This is a genomic window from Aeromicrobium yanjiei, assembly GCF_009649075.1.
GTDB lineage: Bacteria > Actinomycetota > Actinomycetes > Propionibacteriales > Nocardioidaceae > Aeromicrobium > Aeromicrobium yanjiei.
This window is the reverse complement of the sequence record NZ_CP045737.1, coordinates 1,200,627-1,219,003: the sequence shown is the minus strand read 5'-3', so window position 1 is coordinate 1,219,003 and position 18,377 is coordinate 1,200,627. Positions and strand designations below refer to the sequence as shown.

21 protein-coding genes and 2 tRNA genes are annotated in these 18,377 nt (G+C 69.8%); 7 read left to right on the top strand and 16 right to left on the bottom strand.

Features of this window, described 5'->3' with window-relative positions:
* Positions 1-68 precede the first annotated feature (68 nt).
* Together aceE and GEV26_RS06135 are read left to right on the top strand one after the other, a co-directional pair.
* Complete coding sequence (aceE, locus tag GEV26_RS06140) at positions 69-2,825, top strand: pyruvate dehydrogenase (acetyl-transferring), homodimeric type (protein WP_153652241.1); 2,757 nt, start codon at positions 69-71, stop codon at positions 2,823-2,825.
* Positions 2,826-2,874: 49 nt separating this feature from the next.
* Positions 2,875-3,981, top strand: a complete 1,107-nt coding sequence (locus tag GEV26_RS06135; protein WP_153652240.1) for a phosphatase PAP2 family protein — start codon at positions 2,875-2,877, stop codon at positions 3,979-3,981.
* Here GEV26_RS06135 and GEV26_RS06130 read toward each other — a convergent pair.
* A complete protein-coding gene (locus GEV26_RS06130; RefSeq protein WP_153652239.1) occupies positions 3,965-4,894 on the bottom strand; it encodes an alpha/beta fold hydrolase in 930 nt (309 codons plus the stop codon). The two genes, GEV26_RS06135 and GEV26_RS06130, sit on opposite strands and share 17 nt — an antisense overlap.
* Before the next feature lie 91 nt (positions 4,895-4,985).
* Here GEV26_RS06130 and GEV26_RS06125 point away from each other — a divergent pair, with 91 nt between their 5' ends.
* Positions 4,986-5,306, top strand: a complete 321-nt coding sequence (locus GEV26_RS06125) for an acyl carrier protein (RefSeq protein WP_153652238.1) — start codon at positions 4,986-4,988, stop codon at positions 5,304-5,306.
* The gene (locus GEV26_RS06120) at positions 5,303-5,818 is read left to right on the top strand and encodes a hypothetical protein (RefSeq protein ID WP_153652237.1); all 516 of its coding nucleotides are present in this window, start codon (positions 5,303-5,305) and stop codon (positions 5,816-5,818) included. The genes GEV26_RS06125 and GEV26_RS06120 overlap by 4 nt, the downstream gene beginning before the upstream one ends.
* Positions 5,819-5,830: 12 nt before the next feature.
* Here GEV26_RS06120 and GEV26_RS06115 read toward each other — a convergent pair whose 3' ends face one another.
* Positions 5,831-6,301 (bottom strand): DUF3145 domain-containing protein, encoded by a 471-nt coding sequence (locus tag GEV26_RS06115; RefSeq protein WP_459562275.1) that lies wholly within the window; start codon positions 6,299-6,301, stop codon positions 5,831-5,833.
* Positions 6,302-6,451: 150 nt separating this feature from the next.
* Here GEV26_RS06115 and GEV26_RS06110 point away from each other — a divergent pair, with 150 nt between their 5' ends.
* Positions 6,452-6,757, top strand: a complete 306-nt coding sequence (locus tag GEV26_RS06110; protein ID WP_153652236.1) for a GNAT family N-acetyltransferase — start codon at positions 6,452-6,454, stop codon at positions 6,755-6,757.
* Positions 6,758-6,761: 4 nt separating this feature from the next.
* On the opposite strand, the gene GEV26_RS06105 is transcribed toward GEV26_RS06110, so the two are convergent.
* Positions 6,762-7,190, bottom strand: a complete 429-nt coding sequence (locus GEV26_RS06105) for a phosphatase domain-containing protein (RefSeq protein ID WP_153652235.1) — start codon at positions 7,188-7,190, stop codon at positions 6,762-6,764.
* A gap of 18 nt (positions 7,191-7,208) precedes the next feature.
* Positions 7,209-7,282 (bottom strand) — tRNA-Met (locus GEV26_RS06100).
* A gap of 27 nt (positions 7,283-7,309) precedes the next feature.
* Between GEV26_RS06100 and GEV26_RS06095 the strand changes: the two genes are divergently transcribed.
* The gene (locus GEV26_RS06095; protein ID WP_153652234.1) at positions 7,310-8,050 is read left to right on the top strand and encodes a PIG-L deacetylase family protein; all 741 of its coding nucleotides are present in this window, start codon (positions 7,310-7,312) and stop codon (positions 8,048-8,050) included.
* A gap of 1 nt (position 8,051) precedes the next feature.
* Here the strand turns inward: GEV26_RS06095 and GEV26_RS06090 are convergent, their stop codons facing one another.
* From GEV26_RS06090 to GEV26_RS06045, 10 genes are all read right to left on the bottom strand, one after another.
* Complete coding sequence (locus GEV26_RS06090; protein WP_153652233.1) at positions 8,052-8,717, bottom strand: hypothetical protein; 666 nt, start codon at positions 8,715-8,717, stop codon at positions 8,052-8,054.
* Positions 8,718-8,967: 250 nt separating this feature from the next.
* Positions 8,968-9,040, bottom strand: a tRNA-Asn gene (locus GEV26_RS06085).
* Positions 9,031-9,624: a sigma factor gene (locus GEV26_RS06080; RefSeq protein WP_153652232.1), complete on the bottom strand. Its 594-nt coding sequence runs from the start codon at positions 9,622-9,624 to the stop codon at positions 9,031-9,033. The genes GEV26_RS06085 and GEV26_RS06080 overlap by 10 nt, the downstream gene beginning before the upstream one ends.
* Before the next feature lie 75 nt (positions 9,625-9,699).
* Positions 9,700-11,589 (bottom strand): DNA primase, encoded by a 1,890-nt coding sequence (gene dnaG / locus GEV26_RS06075; protein WP_153652231.1) that lies wholly within the window; start codon positions 11,587-11,589, stop codon positions 9,700-9,702.
* A gap of 51 nt (positions 11,590-11,640) precedes the next feature.
* Positions 11,641-12,873 (bottom strand): deoxyguanosinetriphosphate triphosphohydrolase, encoded by a 1,233-nt coding sequence (locus tag GEV26_RS06070; protein WP_153652230.1) that lies wholly within the window; start codon positions 12,871-12,873, stop codon positions 11,641-11,643.
* Positions 12,870-13,340, bottom strand: a complete 471-nt coding sequence (locus GEV26_RS06065; RefSeq protein ID WP_153652229.1) for a GNAT family N-acetyltransferase — start codon at positions 13,338-13,340, stop codon at positions 12,870-12,872. The genes GEV26_RS06070 and GEV26_RS06065 overlap by 4 nt, the downstream gene beginning before the upstream one ends.
* A 13-nt stretch (positions 13,341-13,353) precedes the next feature.
* Positions 13,354-14,220 carry a bifunctional DNA-formamidopyrimidine glycosylase/DNA-(apurinic or apyrimidinic site) lyase gene (gene mutM, locus GEV26_RS06060; protein WP_153652228.1) on the bottom strand — a complete coding sequence of 289 codons (867 nt, stop codon included), beginning with the start codon at positions 14,218-14,220 and terminating at the stop codon, positions 13,354-13,356.
* A gap of 4 nt (positions 14,221-14,224) precedes the next feature.
* Entirely contained in the window at positions 14,225-14,935 is a 711-nt protein-coding gene (gene rnc / locus GEV26_RS06055) for a ribonuclease III (RefSeq protein ID WP_309222234.1), read from the bottom strand.
* Positions 14,935-15,120 carry a 50S ribosomal protein L32 gene (gene rpmF, locus GEV26_RS06050; protein ID WP_056607529.1) on the bottom strand — a complete coding sequence of 62 codons (186 nt, stop codon included), beginning with the start codon at positions 15,118-15,120 and terminating at the stop codon, positions 14,935-14,937. Before rpmF ends, rnc begins: the two co-directional genes overlap by 1 nt.
* Positions 15,121-15,123: 3 nt before the next feature.
* Positions 15,124-15,837: a YceD family protein gene (locus GEV26_RS06045; protein ID WP_153652227.1), complete on the bottom strand. Its 714-nt coding sequence runs from the start codon at positions 15,835-15,837 to the stop codon at positions 15,124-15,126.
* Positions 15,838-15,843: 6 nt separating this feature from the next.
* On the opposite strand from GEV26_RS06045, the gene dinB reads away from it, so the two are divergent.
* On the top strand, positions 15,844-17,028 hold the full coding sequence (gene dinB, locus GEV26_RS06040; RefSeq protein WP_153652226.1) for a DNA polymerase IV: 1,185 nt from the start codon (positions 15,844-15,846) through the stop codon (positions 17,026-17,028).
* A 157-nt stretch (positions 17,029-17,185) separates the two neighbouring features.
* Here dinB and GEV26_RS06035 read toward each other — a convergent pair whose 3' ends face one another.
* The gene (locus GEV26_RS06035) at positions 17,186-17,422 is read right to left on the bottom strand and encodes a DUF1059 domain-containing protein (RefSeq protein ID WP_153652225.1); all 237 of its coding nucleotides are present in this window, start codon (positions 17,420-17,422) and stop codon (positions 17,186-17,188) included.
* Complete coding sequence (locus GEV26_RS06030; RefSeq protein WP_153652224.1) at positions 17,419-18,300, bottom strand: sigma-70 family RNA polymerase sigma factor; 882 nt, start codon at positions 18,298-18,300, stop codon at positions 17,419-17,421. Before GEV26_RS06030 ends, GEV26_RS06035 begins: the two co-directional genes overlap by 4 nt.
* Between the last annotated feature and the right edge of the window lie 77 nt (positions 18,301-18,377).

The following is an 18,377-nucleotide window of genomic DNA, read 5'->3' as shown; positions in this document are numbered from 1 at the left end:
TGCCGGTCTCACAGTAGCGAACTCGGAGTGGAATGATGGACACGTCCATAAGACATCTGGGAGAGAACATGCCGCAATCCGGCCAGGAACGTCCGACCGTCATCCACGAGGGTCTCCCGACCCAACTGCCTGACATCGACCCCGACGAGACCGCTGAGTGGCTCAGCTCCCTCGACGAGATGGTCGACAGCCGCGGACGGAGTCGTGCCCGCTACGTGATGCTGAAGCTTCTTGAGCGGGCACGTGAGCAGAACGTCGGGGTGCCCGCGCTGCGGAGCACCGACTTCATCAACACCATCCCGCCCGAGCGTGAGCCGTGGTTCCCGGGCAACGAGGCGATCGAGCGCCGCATCCGCGCGTTCATCCGGTGGAATGCGGCCGTCATGGTCTCGCGCGCCAACCGTCCCGGCCTCGGCGTCGGCGGTCACATCGCGTCGTACCAGTCGGCAGCGAGCCTGTACGAGGTCGGCTTCAACCACTTCTTCCGGGGCAAGAACCACCCCGGTGGTGGCGACCAGATCTACTTCCAGGGTCACGCCGCGCCCGGCATCTACGCGCGTTCGTTCTTGGAGGGCCGCTTCGACGAGGAGACCCTCGACCGCTTCCGCCAGGAGCGCTCGCACGGCGTCGGCAAGGGCCTGTCGTCGTACCCGCACCCGCGCCTCATGTCGGACTACTGGGAGTTCCCCACGGTCTCGATGGGCCTCGGTGCGATCAACGCGATCTACCAGGCGCGCTTCAACCGCTACCTGCACAACCGCGGCATCAAGGACACGAGCCAGCAGCACGTCTGGGCGTTCCTCGGCGACGGCGAGATGGGCGAGGTCGAGTCGCTCGGTGCGATCGGCGTGGCGGCTCGTGAAGAGCTCGACAACCTGACCTTCGTGGTCAACTGCAACCTGCAGCAGCTCGACGGACCCGTCCGCGGCAACGGCAAGATCATCCAGGAGCTGGAGTCGACGTTCCGTGGAGCCGGCTGGAACGTCATCAAGGTCGTCTGGGGACGTGAGTGGGACGACCTGCTGGCCCGTGACACCGACGGCGTGCTCGTCAACCAGATGAACCGCACGCCCGACGGCGAGTTCCAGACCCTCTCGGTCGAGACCGGCGCCTACAACCGGGAGAACTTCTTCGGTCCCGACCCGCGCCTGCGCAAGATCGTGGAGCACCTCAGCGACGAGGACATCGAGCGTCTCCCCCGCGGCGGTCACGACTACCGCAAGGTCTACGCCGCATTCGAGGCCGCGCAGAAGCACACCGGCCAGCCGACCGTGATCCTCGCCCACACCATCAAGGGCTGGCTCCTCGAGTCGTTCGCGGGCCGCAACGCGACCCACCAGATGAAGAAGCTCACCAAGGACGACCTCAAGGGCTTCCGCGACCGCCTCAACATCCCCGTCACGGACGAGCAGATCGACGGCAGCGACATCGCGCCGTTCTACCACCCGGGTGAGGACTCCGAGGAGATCCAGTACATGAAGGCCCGCCGGGAGGCTCTCGGCGGCGGTCTGCCCCAGCGCATCGTCAACCCGACGTCGGTCAAGCTGCCCGACCCGTCGGTCTACGAGGAGCTCAAGAAGGGCTCGGGCAAGCAGCAGATCGCCACCACGATGGCGTTCGTCCGCCTGCTCCGTGACCTCATGAAGGATCCGGAGATCGGACGTCGCATCGTCCCGATCGCGCCCGACGAGTACCGCACGTTCGGCATGGACTCGATGTTCCCGTCGGCCAAGATCTACAACCCGGCCGGCCAGACGTACGAGTCGGTCGACCGCAAGCTGCTCCTGGCGTACAAGGAGTCCGCCCAGGGTCAGCTGCTGCACGAGGGCATCAGCGAGGCCGGCGCGATGGCGTCGACGATCGCGGCCGGCAGCGCGTACTCCACGCACGGCGAGCCGATGATCCCGGTCTACCTCTTCTACTCGATGTTCGGCTTCCAGCGGACCGCCGACTCGATCTGGGCGATGGCCGACCAGCTCGCGCGTGGCTTCCTCATCGGCGCCACCGCGGGACGTACGACGCTGACGGGTGAGGGTCTGCAGCACGCGGACGGTCACTCGCCGCTCATCGCGCAGACCAATCCCGCGGTCGTGCACTACGACCCGGCGTTCAGCTTCGAGATCAGCCACATCGTCAAGGCCGGCCTCGAGCGGATGTACGGCTCGACCGATGCGCACCCGCACGGCGAGGACATCATCTACTACCTCACGGTCTACAACGAGGCGTTCAACCAGCCCGCCGAGCCGGAGGGCGTGGACGTCGAGGGCATGCTCAAGGGTGCGTACGTCTACAAGAAGGCGACCGAGGGCAACGTCACGGCGCGCATCATGGCGTCCGGCGTCGCGGTGCCGTGGGCGCTGAAGGCCCAGGAGATCCTCGCCTCGCAGTTCGGCGTCGCCGCCGACGTCTGGTCGGTGACCTCGTGGAACGAGCTGGCGCGCGACGCTGTCGCCGCCGAGAAGTGGAACCTCAACCACCCGGGCGAGTACAGCCGCGTGCCGTACATCACGTCCCGACTCATGGACACCTCCGCGGTCACGGTCGCGGTCAGCGACTACATGCGCGCGGTGCCCGACCAGATCGCCCGCTGGGTCCCCGGACCGTGGCAGTCGCTCGGCACGGACGGTTTCGGCTTCGCCGACACCCGCGCGGCCGCACGACGGACGTTCCAGGTCGACGCCGAGTCGATCGTGGTGGGCGTCCTGCAGAGCCTGGCTCAGCAGGGTTCGATCCCGTCGGAGACGGTTCGTGAGGCCTTCGCCACATTCCGCATCGACGACCCGACTGCGGTCGCAGGGGTTCAGCAGGTGGGAGGCGACGCCTGACACCGGGGTTCGCAGCAGGCTCTCAGCATGGGCGTTTAAGATGACGTCCATGCTCCGTTGGCCTGCTGCGTTCCTCCGCTGGCCGTACGCGTTCGCGTTCTGCCTGTCCCTCCTGGTCGGCGTCGTGACCATCTACTACTCGCAGCACCTGGACGTGGGTCTGAAGGACCCCGAGGGGTTCCTCGGGCCCGCCTACATCCGGCTGCCGCTGATCGGTCTGCTGATCTTCGGCGTCGCGATCGTGCCCCAGTCGATCTATCGCTACGGGTTCAAGAACGCGTTTCGCGGGGTCGCCACGATCGTCCGTGACGAGTGGAGCATGCGCCGCGTGCTGTACGTCGCGACGGGCATGATCTCGTTCTACATCTGCTACGTCAGCTACCGGAACCTGAAGAGCTATCTCCCGCTTCTCGCGGGCGACACCCTGCACGACCGGGAGCTGCTCGAGCTCGACCACTGGATGTTCTTCGGCAACAACCCGGCCACGGTGCTGCACGATCTGCTGGGCACGACGATCACTGCACAGGTGCTTGCCATCCTGTACGTGCTGTACCTGCCGATCGTGCCGATCACGGTCGGCGCGGTCCTCGTGCTGCACCGCGACTTCACGGTCGGCGCCTGGTACGCGACAGCCGTCAGCCTCAACTGGGTCCTCGGGGTCGTCAGCTACTACTCGCTGCCCACCCTCGGCCCGGCGTTCTACGAGCCCCAGCGATTCGCCGATCTCCCCGACAACGGGGCGACCCAGCTGCAGATGTCCTTGCTGCGTGGCGCGTTCGGCTTCAAGGAGGACCCGCAGGGCGACAAGATCTACGGCATCGCGGGCTTCGCCTCGCTGCACGTCTCGGTCGTCTTCACGCTCGCACTGTTCCTGCACTTCGCGGGCATCGCCCGCGCGGTCCGCTACACCGCGTGGATCTACCTCGGCTTCACGATCCTGGCCACGCTGTACCTCGGCTGGCACTACATCGCCGACGACATCGGCGGTCTGGTCATCGGCGCCCTCGCGGTCTACATCGGCGCGCTGGTCACCGGCAACACCCGACGGCAGAAACGCAAACGGGCAGCGACGGCGCACACCGACGACGAGTCGCCGCAGCTCGAGTCCGAGGCGGCGGACGCGTCCGAGGCGGCCACCGTCAAGCCGACGGCGTGACGCTCTCCAGCTCGTACTCGCCACCGCGGCGCAGCAGCGCCCTCCACCGTCCGCGGTGGTAGTGGGCCGGCTCTGTGCTGTCGACGAACTCCGTCACGAGGCGGGCGACCTTCTCGGGGTGGTCCTTGTGCGGGAAGTGCCCGGAGTCCTCGAGCACGTGGACGTCGGAGACCTGGGTGGGCGCGAGGTCGGCGTGCGAGGCGGGGATGACCACGTCGTCGCGTCCCCAGATCACGAGCACGGGCATGAGCCGGGCCAGGTAGCTGCGGTCCGTCATCGTGACGGACTGGCCGTGCCAGTTGAGCACGTGGCTGGTGACCCGCTGCACCGCCCGCCGCTGGGCCGGATCGGCGAGGGCCTCGTAGATGGTGGCGACCTCGCCGAGGTCGCGGGTCGCGCGGACCGGCAGACGCGCGAGCGTACGCATCGCCGCGCTCACGACAGGACGCAGCGGGCTGCTCGTGGCCGCGCCGATCGCGAGCCCGCTGCCCGGGACCGTGAGGAAGCGGATGAGCGGCGTGACCTCCCTGCCGAGCCCGCCGGTCGCCACCAGGACGACCCGCTCGGTGCGGTCGGGGAACTGGTACGCGAACTGCATCGCGACCCCTCCCCCGAAGCTGTGGCCCACGACCGTGACCTTGTCGATGCCCAGCACCGTCAGCAGGTCACGCATGCCGTTGGCGTAGCCGCCGAGGGAGTAGTCGGCGTCGGGCTTGTCGGACTGGCCGTGCCCGAGCAGATCGGGTGCGATCACCGTGAAGCGTTCGGCCAGCGTGGGCATGACCTCGAGCCAGGTCGAGGAGTCACAGGCCAGGCCGTGCACCAGAAGGAGGGCCGGGCCGGAGCCGCACATGCGGTACGCCCGGCGGTGGCCGTGCACCACGACGTGCTGCACGTCCTCGATGCTCTCCATCGATCCAGTCTAGGTCTGGGCGGCGCTGGGGGTACGACGAACGATCTCCACGGGGACGTGACCCGTCGCACCCCGTCGGTAGACTGGCCGCGTGCCGTCGTCGTCCGCAGTCCAAGACCAGCTGACCGACATCCTCGTCGGCGCGGTGGGCTGCCACGCACGTGACGTGAGGCCCGGCGCAGTCCTTGCGGACCTCGGCACCGACTCCCTGACCCTCGTCGAGGTGGGTGAGGAGCTGGGACGCCGGTTCGACGTCCACCTGTCCGACGACACGATCGACTCGATGGTCACGGTGCAGGACGCGATCGACGCCGTGGTCCGGCATGATGGTTCCCAACCGCCCGCCGACGCACCGCGCGTGCCGTCGTCCGTGGCGACCACTCCACCGCGAGCAACGAGGTATGAGACGTGACCCCTGACGAGCGCGAGCGCCGTGGCAACCCCGCCTGGTTCGCCACGCGATTCGCGCTGACCGGACTGGTCATCGGCAGTGTGCTGGGCCTCGGTGGGGCTGCGCTCGTCAGCGCCAGCGGCATCGGCGGGGTCGACCTGCCGCCCATCGCGGCGCCGACGACCCCCGAGCCCACCAAGGCCGCCAAGCCCAAGCCCGCGCCCAAGCCGAAGTCCCCCGAGGAGGCGCCCAAGCCGTCCATCGAGGCGTCCAGCACGCAGGTGTCGCCGGGCGAGCGCTTCTTCCTGACCGGCGAGTTCCCCGACAGCGACGCGGGACAGACCCTCCAGGTCGAGGTGCGCGACGTCGGCGAGGACCAGGACTGGGACGACTTCCCGATCCAGACCAAGACCCGCGACGGCGGCGAGTTCAAGGCCGAGCTCTACACCTCCCGCACGGGCGGGCGCGAGTTCAGGATCAAGAACGTCGTCACCGGCCTGTCGACCCCGACGGTCGAGGTCGAGATCGGCTGACGTACGACCCCGTCAGATCACCTGGTGCAGCCAGCGCACCGGGGCACCGTCGCCGGCGTGCCGGAACGGCTCCAGCTCGGCGTCCCACGCCACGCCCAGCAGACCGTCGAGCGCGGTCTCGATGTCGACCTCGCCGAGCGAGGCCTTCACCCGGAACGCCTTGATGCGGTCCTCGGGGATGAGGATGTCGCCGTGGAGGCCGGTCATCGCGTGGAAGATCCCGAGCTTGGGCGTGTAGGAGTAGCGGGCGCCCTCGCTGGACGCCGTCGGCTCCTCGGTGACCTCGTACCGCAGCTGCTCCCAGCCCCGCAGGGCAGAGGCCAGCGCCGCCGCGGTGCCCGCGGGCGCCTGCCACGAGAGCTCGGCCCGGTACGTACCGGGCTCGACGGGCTGCGGCACCCAGGAGAGGTCGGGCGTACCGCCCAGCACTCCGGCCACCGCCCACTCGACGTGCGGGCACAGCGCAGACGCGGATGAGTGCACAAACAGCACTCCCCGCGTGGGGATCGTCGGCGAAGACATGTTCATCGGTGCCTCCCTAGTGTCGCCTTCCCCAGCGTCTTGGGTGCACCTGCGACCATTGTGTCGTACTTCCACGTCCGCAGACAACATCTCACCCGAGGAGAGTGTCCGATGACGACCTCCGTGCAGGACAATCCCGGCGATTCCCGCTTCGAGATCACGGTGGACGGCGAGCTGGCAGGCTTCGTCGACTACCGCAAGGACGGCGACGAGTACGCCCTCCCGCACACTCGCGTGTTCTCGCAGTTCGAGGGGCAGGGCATCGGCGGCCGGCTGATCACCGGCGCGCTCGAGGAGATCGCCGCCCGTGGCGGCAGCGTGCTCCCCTACTGCCCGTTCGTGCCCAAGGTCATCCGCGACAACCCGACGTTCCTCGACCTGGTCCCGGTCGACCAGCGCGCCACATTCGGCCTGTAGCTCTTCAGCCGACGACGTGCACGACGATGTCGTGCTCGCGCCAGAGGTTGACGACCGCAGGCTTGTCGTCCCAGGCCTCGAGGACCGTGTAGCCGTCGTCCGCGATGCGCTGCAAGATCTCGGACTTGATCACCACGTCCTTGCGGTAGTCCCCCACGATCCGCATGTAGAGCGCGTCGTACGGGACGTCGTGCGCGACGAGCCAGTCGAGCGTCAGGTCGCGCCAGATGAACTCGCGCGACGTCACGACCAGCACGGCACGGCCTTGCTCATGCTGCGCCCTCGCGGCCTCGACCACGTCCGCGTGCGCAGGACAGTCGGCGGACGCGGCGTGGAACGCGGCGAAGTCCTTGTCGTCGCCCTCCACCATGTGCTGGATGCTGCTCGTGTCGCACAGCGTGCCGTCCATGTCGAAGATCACCGCATCGCGCATGGCCGGCCCTTCTGTCGGTAGGGAGGGCGGGGCTCGAACCCGCGACCCAGGGATTATGAGTCCCCTGCTCTAACCAGCTGAGCTACCTCCCCTAGGGAATGCGGGCTTAGCCTATCGACATGGAGCCCACACCCCTCGAACCCGTCGACGAGAGCTGGGAACGCGCTCTCGTCGTCGTGGCACATCCCGACGATGTCGAGTTCGGCGCCGCGGCGGCCGTCGCGAGATGGACCGCGCAGGGCAAGACCGTCGTCTACTGCATGGTCACGAGCGGCGAGGCCGGCATCGACGCCCTGCCGCCGGACGAGTGCCGTGAGGTGCGGATGGACGAGCAGATCGAGTCCGCGCGGATCGTCGGCGTCGAGACCGTCGAGTTCCTGGGGCTGCCCGACGGGGTGCTGGAGTACGGGGTGTCGCTGCGCCGCGCGATCACCGCGGTCGTGCGGCGGCACCGTCCCGAGATCATCGTGACCAACAACTTCCGCGAGTCGTGGGGCGGTTCGGCGCCCAATCAGCCCGATCACATGGCGGTCGGCCGGGCCGCTCTCAACGCGGCCGGCGACGCGGGCAACCGGTGGATCTTCTCCGAGCAGCTCGTCGAGGGCCTCGAGCCCTGGGGTGGGGTCAGGCAGGTGTGGGCGGCCGGGTCGCCCGACGCAACGCACGCGGTGGACACCACCGAGACGTTCGACCGCGGCGTCGAGTCACTCGCGGCCCATCGGGCGTACATCGAGGGTCTGGGGTGGGAGCACTTCGACCCCGCGGAGTTTCTCGAGGGCATGTCACGGCCGACCGGCTCGCGCCTGGGCACCACGCACGCGGCGTCGTTCGAGGTCTTCGGGCTCACCTGGGGCGAGTGAGTCAGCGGTCCGCCCGGGAGTGCCGCGCGGCCCGGTAGGACCTCTCGCGCAACCGCGTCGCCCAGTCGTAGTAGGCAAGGCCCGGGAGGGTGTTGAGCACCGGGTCGAACGACGGCGAGTCCTCGGAGGGCGACTGGGCCAGCTGCATGCGAGCGAAGACCGTCCACGTGCCGCGCGTCGTGGCACAGGCGAGATCGAAGGCGCGGTCCTCGTCGGGAGCAGGCATCGCAGCGAGGTTGAGCGGACCCGCCTGCGTCCTGTACGGGATGAGGGTCGAGTAGGACCGGTGGTCCGCCGTCGCACCGGGGACGAGCACGTAGCGCGTGATGCGGCCGAGGCCCGTCGTGGCCAGGAGGAGGTCGCCGTGGCCGCCTCCGTCCGTGGGCAGGCGGATCGCCATGCCGTGGATGTCCGGAAGGGCGGACGGGAGCCCTGCGGCGCGCGACAGCCGGACCAGGCCCGTCGTCACCCCGGCCTCGTCGATCCACGGGACCCCGACGAGTTCGTCCATCCCCCGCCGCTCGATCGCAGCGTCGTACAGCCGGCCGCGTGGGTGCAGGGGCTTGGCCGCAGGTCGCACGCGCGCCAGCCCGCCGAACGCGGCGGCCAACGCGCGTCCACCGGCGTCGAACAGCCCTCGCGCAGGTCCCGTCAGCACGTCACCCATGTCGGTCCCCCCGATCCCGCCGACCACGGCCGGCCGACGTGCCCGAGGGCTTACCCCGCCCCCCGCACCCCAACCCGCTCCGCCCCGCCCCGCTTTCGCGGTTTCCCACGGTCCCGTGGGAATTGGTCACTTCCCTCGTGTTGTGACGCGAGGGAAGTGACGAAACCCCACGGTCCCGTGGGAAACCGACCACCGGGGCGGGGCCGGAAACGACGAAACCCCCGCCGGAGCGGGGGTCTCGTGGGTCCTGCTCCCCCACTTGGACTCGAACCAAGAACCCTCCGATTAACAGTCGAATGCTCTGCCAATTGAGCTATGGGGGATCGGCTTCTCGTTGAAGAGGAGCACGGTCGACAACTTTAGCAAGCCCCTCACGGAGTTGTCGCATCGCCTCACCCTCGATCGTCCGGATCCTCGTCACACTCACCCCCAGGCGCTGTGCCACGGCGATTCTCGGCATCGGCGAGCCGCCGCCGGGGCCGATTCCGAACCGCAGGCTCAGCACGGCCACCGCGTCGTCGGACAGACCGTCCAGCAGGGAGTCGCCGAGCACATCGGGCTCGGCGTACGGCGGATCGACCTCGCCCAGCGGGACGTCGCGTGGGCGGGCGACCGACATCTCGGCGCCGATCCAGTGCCAGGCGTACGTCGCGAGGCGCGCACCGCGATCGGGGTCGAATCGGTCGACCGCGCGGATCAGCCCGACCGCGCCGGCTTGCACGGCGTCCCGCATGTCCTCCCCCGTCAGACCCAGCAGACAGGCCCGCAGAGCCACGAGCCGCAGGCCTGCGGTGATCAGGTCTGCCCGGGCATCGCGATCGCCCTCACCGGCACGGACGGCCAGGGCCCGTTCCTGCTCGGCGTCGAGCGACGGCAGGGACAGGAGCTCTCGGACGAATCGATCCACGCCACCACCCTGCGGCGCCGGCGCGTGCCCGTCAGCCCGCCAGGACCCGCCTGTGGATCGCGAGAGAGCCCGCCGTCAGCTGGGGACGTCGCCACTCAGCGATCGGTCACGCAGGGTGCGGAACTGCTGCTCGAGCGCGATCAGGTCGCCGAACATGCGGTTGTAGCTCTCCGCCTCGTCGATCGGGTTGGTGCGCTGCAGCTTGGACTTGATCTCCGCGATCCGGCGCCCCAGCGTGAGCAGCTGCAGCCGCATGAGGATCGACGACACGACCGCGCCGGTGTTGCCCTCACGGGCACGCATCGGCTCGACCGCCGCGATGGACAGGATGCGCTTGGCGTCCTCGTCGTGGACCGAGTCGGACAGCTGCGGCAACCAGTTGGCGTTGGGCCCGGTCGGCCACGGCATGGCCTCGATGTGCTTCCAGAGCAGCTTGGAGATCGGGTGGGTGAAGTCGTTGTCGTCGATGTCGTCGGCGAACCTGGCGGCCAGGTGCGGGTGCTGGACGATCGCCTTCAACGCCTCGCGCTCGTCGGCGAACTGCGGCTGGCCGAAGTTGACGGCGGGCGACGGCAGCGCATCCGTGGGCGCCTCCTGGGTCGCCGGCTGACCGGCGCCCTTGGGCGCGGACGCGACACGTCGGCGGTGCTCGGCCCGCACCTGGTCGACGTCGGTGCCGACGCGCCCGGCGATCTCCCGCAGCAGCGCGTCGACCTTGGACTTGTCACGGATGGCCGAGGCCAGGCCCACGGCCTCGCGGACGGCGTCGACGCGCTGATCGCCGCGGTCGAGGTCGTACTTGCCGAGCAGGTTGTCCAGCACGAAGCGGTACAGCGGGATGCGCGAGGCCACCAGGTCGCGTACGGCCGCATCGCCGTCGGCGAGGCGCAGATCGCACGGGTCCATGCCGCGCGGCTCGACCGCGACGTACGTCTGGGCGACGAACTGCTGATCGCCGCTGAACGTCTTGAGTGCCGCGCGCTGGCCGGCCTCGTCGCCGTCGAAGGTGAAGATGACCTCGCCATGGAAGGCCTGGTCGTCGAGCATGAGCCGGCGCATGACCCGCGCGTGGTCCTCGCCGAACGCGGTGCCGCACGTGGCGACCGCGGTCGTGACACCCGCCAGGTGGCAGGCCATGACGTCGGTGTAGCCCTCGACGATGACCGCCTGGCTCGAGGACGAGATCGAGCGGCGGGCCAGGTCGATGCCGTAGAGGACCTGGGACTTCTTGTAGATGGGCGTCTCGGGGCTGTTGAGGTACTTCGCCTCGACCCGGTCGTCGTCGAACATGCGACGCGCGCCGAAGCCGATGATCTCACCGGTCATCTCCCGGATGGGCCAGAGCAGCCGGCCCCGGAACTTGTCGTAGAGGCCGCGGGTGCCGCGGTTGGCGAGCCCTCCCGTGACGAGCTCGTCCTCGGAGAAGCCCTTGCCGCGCAGATGGGCGACCAGCGCCTCTCCCCCGCGCGGCGCGAACCCCATGCCGAACATCTCGGCGGCCGCCTGGTCGAAGCCGCGGTCCTGGACGAACTGGCGACCCGCCTGCGCGTCGGGCGACGACTGCAACGCCGCGGCGTAGAAGGCGCCCGCCTCGCGGTGGGCCTCGAGCAGACGATTGCGCTGGTTGGGGTCGCGTCGCGGTCCGCTCGGACCGATGCCCTCCTCGTAGCGCAGCGTGATGCCCGCCTTGGCGGCGAGGCGCTCGACGGTCTCGACGAAGCTGAGCCCCTCGAGCTCCATCACGAACTTGAAGACGTCACCGCCGGCCCCGCAGCCGAAGCAGTGGTAGGAGCCCACCGACGGCCGTACGTTGAAGGACGGGGACTTCTCGTCGTGGAACGGGCACAGCCCCTTGCGGGATCCACCGCCGGCGTTCTTGAGGGTCACGTACTGCTCGACGACCTCATCGATGCGGGTACGTTCGCGGACGAGCTGGATGTCCTCGTCCTTGATTCGCCCGGCCATGGGGTGAATGTTAGTCGGCCCCGCCCACCCGTCCGCCAGCGGCAAGACCGCTCATCCCAGCAGGCGCAGGCCCCAGGCGCGGGCCGAGACGTCGGTGAGGCTCGCGACCTGGTCGATCACGACCCGGCGGCGGGCCGCATCGTCCTCGGCGCGGGCGAAGTCCTGCGCGAACTCCGCCTCCAGCGCCCGGCCCTCGGACCTGTCCAGGGCCTCGACGAGGGCCAGCAGCAGCTCGCGCTGGCGTCCCAGCGGCCCCGCTCGGTCGTGCGCGCGCATCACGTAGTGCGCTGCGATGGACTTCAGCACCGTGATCTCGTCGCGCGTGCCGACCGGGACCTCCAGGTCTGCACCGAAGCGGGTCAGCGGTCCCCCACCCCAGGCCTCGACCGTCGCGACCTCGGCCGCGTGGGCGAAGCGTCCGATCAGGGCGCTCGTGAGGCTCTTCAGGACCGCCCGCTCGGCCCGGCTGCCGTCGAAGCTCGTGGTGGGCCACTCCGGCAGGTCCTGCAGCCGCTCGAGCGCCGCGCCGAGCCGGTCGTCGGTCGCGGTCCCGTCGTACCAGTCCCGTGCGACCGCGTGGATCGCCGCGATGTCGAGCTCGCCGGCGCGCAGCCCGAACCAGCCGCCCACGACGCCGTCCTCGACGTCGTGCACCGAGTATGCGATGTCGTCCGCCAGATCCATGACCTGTGCCTCGATCGGCCGGCGCCGGGCTGGGGCGCCGTCACGCAGCCAGTCGAAGACCGGCAGGTCGTCGGTGTAGACCCCGAACTTGCCCGCAGCCTCCGGTACCTCGCCCCGCCGCCACGGATACTTCACGCACGCCGAGAGCGTGGCCCGGGTGAGGTTGAGCCCGACGCTGCGACCGTCGGGCCCGAACGCCTTGGACTCCAGGCGGCTGAGGATCCGCAGCGTCTGGGCGTTGCCCTCGAAGCCGCCGCAGTTCTGCGCCGCCTCGTCGAGCGCGACCTCGCCGTTGTGGCCGAAGGGCGGGTGGCCCAGGTCGTGGGCCAGTGCCGCGGAGTCCACGACGTCCGGGTCACAGCCGAGCGACTTGCCGAGCTCGCGCGCGACCTGGGCGACCTCGAGCGAGTGCGTCAGCCGGTTGCGCACGAAGTCGTCGAACCCTGCGCCCATGACCTGGGTCTTGGCCGACAGCCGTCGCAGGGCCGCGGAGTGCACGACACGGGCCCGGTCGCGCTCGAACGACGTACGTCCCGAACGTTTCGGCGGCTCGTCGACGAAACGTTCGTACGCCTCGTCGCCGTAGGGCTGGTCGGTCATCGGATCGTCTTGGCCATCAGGACGTTGGTGGCCTCGAAGCCGGCCGACTCGTACAGGTTGATCGCCGCGGTGTTGCGGCCGAAGACGTGCAGGCGCAGCGTGGCGATGCTGTGGTCGGCGCACCATCCTTCGGCCGCCTCGAGCAGCGCGCGTCCGAGGCCCTGCCCGCGCTCGCTCTCGAGGACCTCGATCGCCTCGATCGTCGCCGTCGGCGGGGACTGGTCCGGATCGCTGTGGAGCCAGAGGAATCCCACCTCCCTGCCGTCCACCGTGCCCACGAAGAAGTGGTTGCCGGGGGTCTGCACCCCGTCGGGCAGCTGCTCGGCGTTCTCCCGCCGTGCCCGCTCGAACGCGCCCTCCTCGGGCCAGCTGCCGGCGTCGACCTTGCCCTGCGCGTACCACTGCATCACGTGGTTCATCCACGACGCGAACTGCGCGGCGCCCATGGGCTCCAGGGTCAGGCTCATGTCGCCAGCGTAGTCAGAACCGGCCGTTGCGCGGACGCGGCTGGCACACCGGGCACCAGAACGACGACCGGTTCATGAACGGGTCACGGCGGATCGGCGTGCCGCACCGCTGGCACGGCCCCCCCTCCTGTCCGTACGCCTGCAGCGACCGGTCGAAGTAGCCGCTGTTGCCGTTGACGTTGACGTACAGCGCGTCGAACGACGTGCCACCCTGCGCAAGCGCCTCACGCATGACGTCGCCGATGTGCCCGAGCAGCGACTCGATCTCCCGCGTGCGCAGGTGCCGCGTGTTGCGGGCGTAGTGCAGCGGTGTGCGCCACAGCGCCTCGTCGGCGTAGATGTTGCCCACGCCGGAGATGAGGGTCTGGTCGAGGATCGCGCGCTTGACGCCGGTCTGGCGCCTGCGGATCCGCGCCGCGAACTCCGCGGGGTCGAACAACGGGTCGAGCGGGTCACGGGCGATGTGGGCGATCTCGGGCGGCAGCTCGGCACCGTCCTCGCTGAACGACATGCCGCCGAAGATGCGCTGGTCGGCGAAGCGGAGCTCATTCCCGTCGTCGAGCTCCAGCGTGATGCGCAGGTGCCGCTGCGGGGGCGCGGACGCGTCGGAGACGAGGAACTGCCCGCTCATGCCGAGGTGGCACAGGATCGCGTCGCTCGCCCCGCCCTCGGGATCTGCGAGCTGGATCCACAGGTACTTGCCGCGGCGGGCGGCGCCGACGACCGTCCGGCCCTCGAGCCGGTGGCGGAAGTCGGCCGGGCCCGCGAGGTGGCGACGGACCGAGCGGACGTCGTGGACCGTCACGCCCGTGATGGTGCGGCCGACGACGTGGTCGGCGATGCCGCGCCGGACGACCTCGACCTCGGGCAGCTCGGGCACGGCTCTAGGAGACGGGCTGGTCGAGTCCGGCGTTGATCTCGCGCCAGGCGATCTCGGCGACCATCTGCTCGGCTTCCTTCTTGGACCGGCCGGCGCCACCGCTGAACGTCCGCTCGCCGACGACGACCTCGGCGGTGAAGCTCTTGTTGTGATCGGGCCCCGTGCCCACCAGGACGTAGTGCGGCACGCCGAGATCGTTGTTGGCGGAGATCTCCTGCAGCGACGTCTTCCAGTCCAGGCCCGCACCGAGCTTGGCGGCGTCGGCGATCACGGGGTCGAAGACCCGGTGGATCACCATCGCGGCACGTTCGATGCCGAACTGGACGTAGATCGCGCCCAGGATGGCCTCGACCGTGTCGGACAGGATCGAGGCCTTGTCGCGACCCCCGGTGGTCTCCTCACCGCGGCCCAGGCGCACGTGCTCGCCGATGCCGAGGGTGCGCGCGACCTCGGCCAGCGCCTTGGCGCTCACGACCGCCGCACGGAGCTTCGCGAGCTGCCCCTCGGGCAGGTCGGGATGCTCGGTGAAGAGGGTGTCGGTGACGACGAGGCCGAGCACCGAGTCCCCCAGGAACTCCAGGCGCTCGTTGTTGGGCACACCGCCGTTCTCGTACGCGTACGAGCGGTGTGTCAGCGCATGCTGGAGCAGCTCCGGGTCGAGGTCCTGGACTCCCAGGACCTCCCGGAGCGCCCCAGCGTCAGCTGCGGCAGAGATCAGAGGACCTGGCGACGCTCGCCGCGAGCTCCGTACTGTCCACACTTGGTGCACGCGTGGTGCGGCTGCACCTTGGAGTCGCACGCGGGGTTGGCGCAGTCGACGATCGCCGTCGCGGTGGTCTTCCACTGCGAACGACGGTGACGCGTGTTGCTGCGCGACATCTTCCTCTTCGGAACGGCCACGATCTACTCCTTGCTGGGGTCGGACGCGATGTCCGACTCTGACTGGTCGGCTGACGGGACCGGTTGCTCCGCCAGCTGGCTCAGCGCCGACCACCGTGGGTCGATCGCTTCACCGTGTGTGTGATCTGGGTCATCCGCGAGTCGCGCCCCACACTCGGGGCACAGTCCCGGACAGTCCGGACCACACAACGGGTTGTGCGGGAGTGCGAGCACCACCGCGTCCCGCAGAACGGGTTCGAGGTCGAGCAGCTCGTCCTCGAGGACATGATCCTCCTCGTCCGCCTCCTCCTGGCTGGAGGGTGCTTCGTAGAGGAAGAGCTCCTGGAAGCCGACCACGACAGCTTCGTCGATGGGCTCCAGGCACCGCACACACTCGCCCACGGCCCGCGCCGAGAAAGTTCCTGTCGCCAGGACGCCCTCCATGATCGCCTCGAGCCGGAGCTCGAGCTCGATCGTGGAGCCCTCGGGCACGGCGTAGACGTCGTAACCCATCTCTGCCGGCGCCTCGATGGTGCGGGTGAAGGTACGTTCGGCACCGGGCTTGCGACCCATCTCGTGGGTATCGAAGACCAGCGGTCCGGACAGCACGATCAACCATCCATCCAAGAGCACGACAAGAGACAGACCTGCAAGCAGGCCGAGGTCAATCGTAACCCCCCGGCACACGCCGAGGCCAATCGCCCGGGACGCGCAGGTGTCGGCGGCGGGTGGCAGCATGCCAGCATGACCGAGGGCACCGTCCTGCACGCCGACCTCGACGCGTTCTACGCGTCGGTCGAGCAGCGCGACGACCCCGCCCTGCGTGGCCGCCCGGTCATCGTGGGCGGTGGGGTGGTCCTGGCCGCGAGCTATGAGGCCAAGGCGCGTGGCGTGCGCACCGCTATGGGTGGACGCCAGGCGCTGCAGGTGTGTCCCGACGCGATCGTGGTGCCGGCCAGGTTCAACGCCTACACCGAGGCGAGCCGGGCAGTTTTCGACGTCTTCCACGACACGACGCCCCTCGTGGAGGGCATCTCGATCGACGAGGCGTTCCTCGAGGTGGGTGGTCTGCGGCGCATCCGCGGCGCCCCGTCGACGATCGCGACCCAGCTGCGCGCGGACGTCCGCGACCGGGTGGGCCTGCCGATCTCGGTGGGGGTGGCCCGCACCAAGTACCTCGCCAAGGTCGCCTCGGCGGTCTCCAAGCCCGAGGGGATGCTGGTCGTGCCGGTCGAGCAGGAGCTCACCTTCCTGCACGCCCTTCCCGTCGAACGCCTGTGGGGTGTCGGCAAGGTCACGTCCGCCAAGCTGCGCGAGGCCCGCCTGACGACCGTCGGCGACGTGGCCGAGATGTTCGAGGGCGAGCTCGTCCAGCTGCTCGGACCGGGCGCGGGGCGCCACCTGCACGCCCTCGCCCACAACCGCGACCCGCGGCCGGTGCAGACCGGCAAGCGGCGCGGCTCGATGGGGGCCCAGCACGCGATGGGCCGAGGCGATCACTCCCCCGCCGATCTCGACCTCGTCCTGCTCACGCTGGTCGACCGGGTCACCCGACGCATGCGCGCCGCCGGACGTACCGGCAGCACCGTGACGATCCGGCTGCGGTTCGGCGACTTCACCCGGTCGACGTCGTCGCACACCCTGGCGCGGCCCACCGCCCACACCGTGACGGTGCTCGAGGTCGCCCGGCAGCTGCTGGCCTCGCGCGCCGGCGTCATCAAGGACAAGGGCATCACCCTGGTCGGGGTCTCGGTCGGCTCGCTCGACGACCAGCCCGCGCAGCTCGCGCTGCCGCTCGACGTCACGAGCGGGGCCGAGCTCGACGACGCGATCGACGCGGTGCGCGACAAGTTCGGCTCGACGGCGCTGCGCCGGGCCGTCCAGCTCGGCCGGAGCGACCCCGTCGCGGCACCCCACCTGCCCGACTGAGCCCCCGCGCCGCACGGATCTTTCGACGTTCGCGCTGCTGGGGCGACGTCAACGCCGAGACTTCGGTCGTACGCCGCACGGATCTTTCGGCGTTCGCGCTGCTGGGACGACGTCAACGTCGAAAGATCGGTCCGTCCCGCCCGAGCCGGGCGGAGCGTCAGGACTCGGGCAGGGCGGCGAACGCCTTCTTCGCGTCGTTGTACCAGCCGAGCGACTTCTTCGGGTGGCGCCAGCGGCTCTTCATGGCGTCGCGGGCCTCCTGGTGCGTGGCGTCGCCGGCCTTCTCCGCCTCCTTCAGGTGCTGGTCCTGGGCGTTGATGACGTCATCGGCGGTCTCTCCGCGGTGCTGCAGGTCGCAGGGCCCCCCGAGCTGGCGGCAGGTCATGGTCTTCATCGTCGATCCCCTTCTCTCTCACTGGTGGAGGCGTCGGCAGGTCCGCGACGCTCGCTGCGGTCGCGCCGCGTCACGCGGGCGAGGACGTCGGCGTCGGCGCGGAACACGATGCCGCGCACCAGGCCGTCGACGACGTCGAAGTCGAACAGGACCTTGGCCTCGCCGCGGTTGAACCACGCGGCCCCCGGCCGGTCCCCGACGAACACCGGGAGCGCGGCGTGGGCACTGCCGTTGAAGAACTCCGCCACCTGCTGCCGGCCGCGGATCAGCTCCGGCGTGCCCTGCCCCACCGCTGCCGCATCGGCTGTCACCTGTGCGTCCGGCGCGAGGATCGCGAGGAGACGCTCGAAGTCGCCCTCGCGGGCTGCGGCCATGAACGCGTCGACGACCTCCCAGTCAGCCGGGCCGCCCTCGGAGGCCGGCTGCCTGACCTTCGCCCGCGCCCGTGACGCCAGCTTGCGCGCCGCAGCGGGGGTGGTCTCCAGCATCACCGCGATCGTGGCGAACTCGAACCCGAAGCTGTCGTGGAGCACGAAGGCGACCCGCTCGGCGGGCGACAGCCTCTCCAGCACCACGTGGAGGGCGATCCCGACGGAGTCCGCCAGAGCGACGTCGTCTGCCGGGTCCGGAGCCGTCTCGACGACAGCTGCCGTCTGCTCGGTCGGGACGGGCACGCGGGCACGCAGCCGGTCCAGGCACAGCCGCGTCGTCACGGTCGTCAGCCATGCGGGCGCGCTCGCGATGTCAGCCTCAGCGGCGTCCAGCCGCAGCCAGGCCTGCTGCACCACGTCCTCGGCCTCGACCGGATCGCCCAGCACGCGGGCCGCGATGCTCAGCAGCCTCGGCCGCTCGAGCTCGAATGCGTGCGTGGGATCCATCCGGTCCACCTCTCGTCGCCATTGTCACTCACCTGACGAATGGGCGGGGCCGGATGTGACCGCACGGAGGCGGTGAT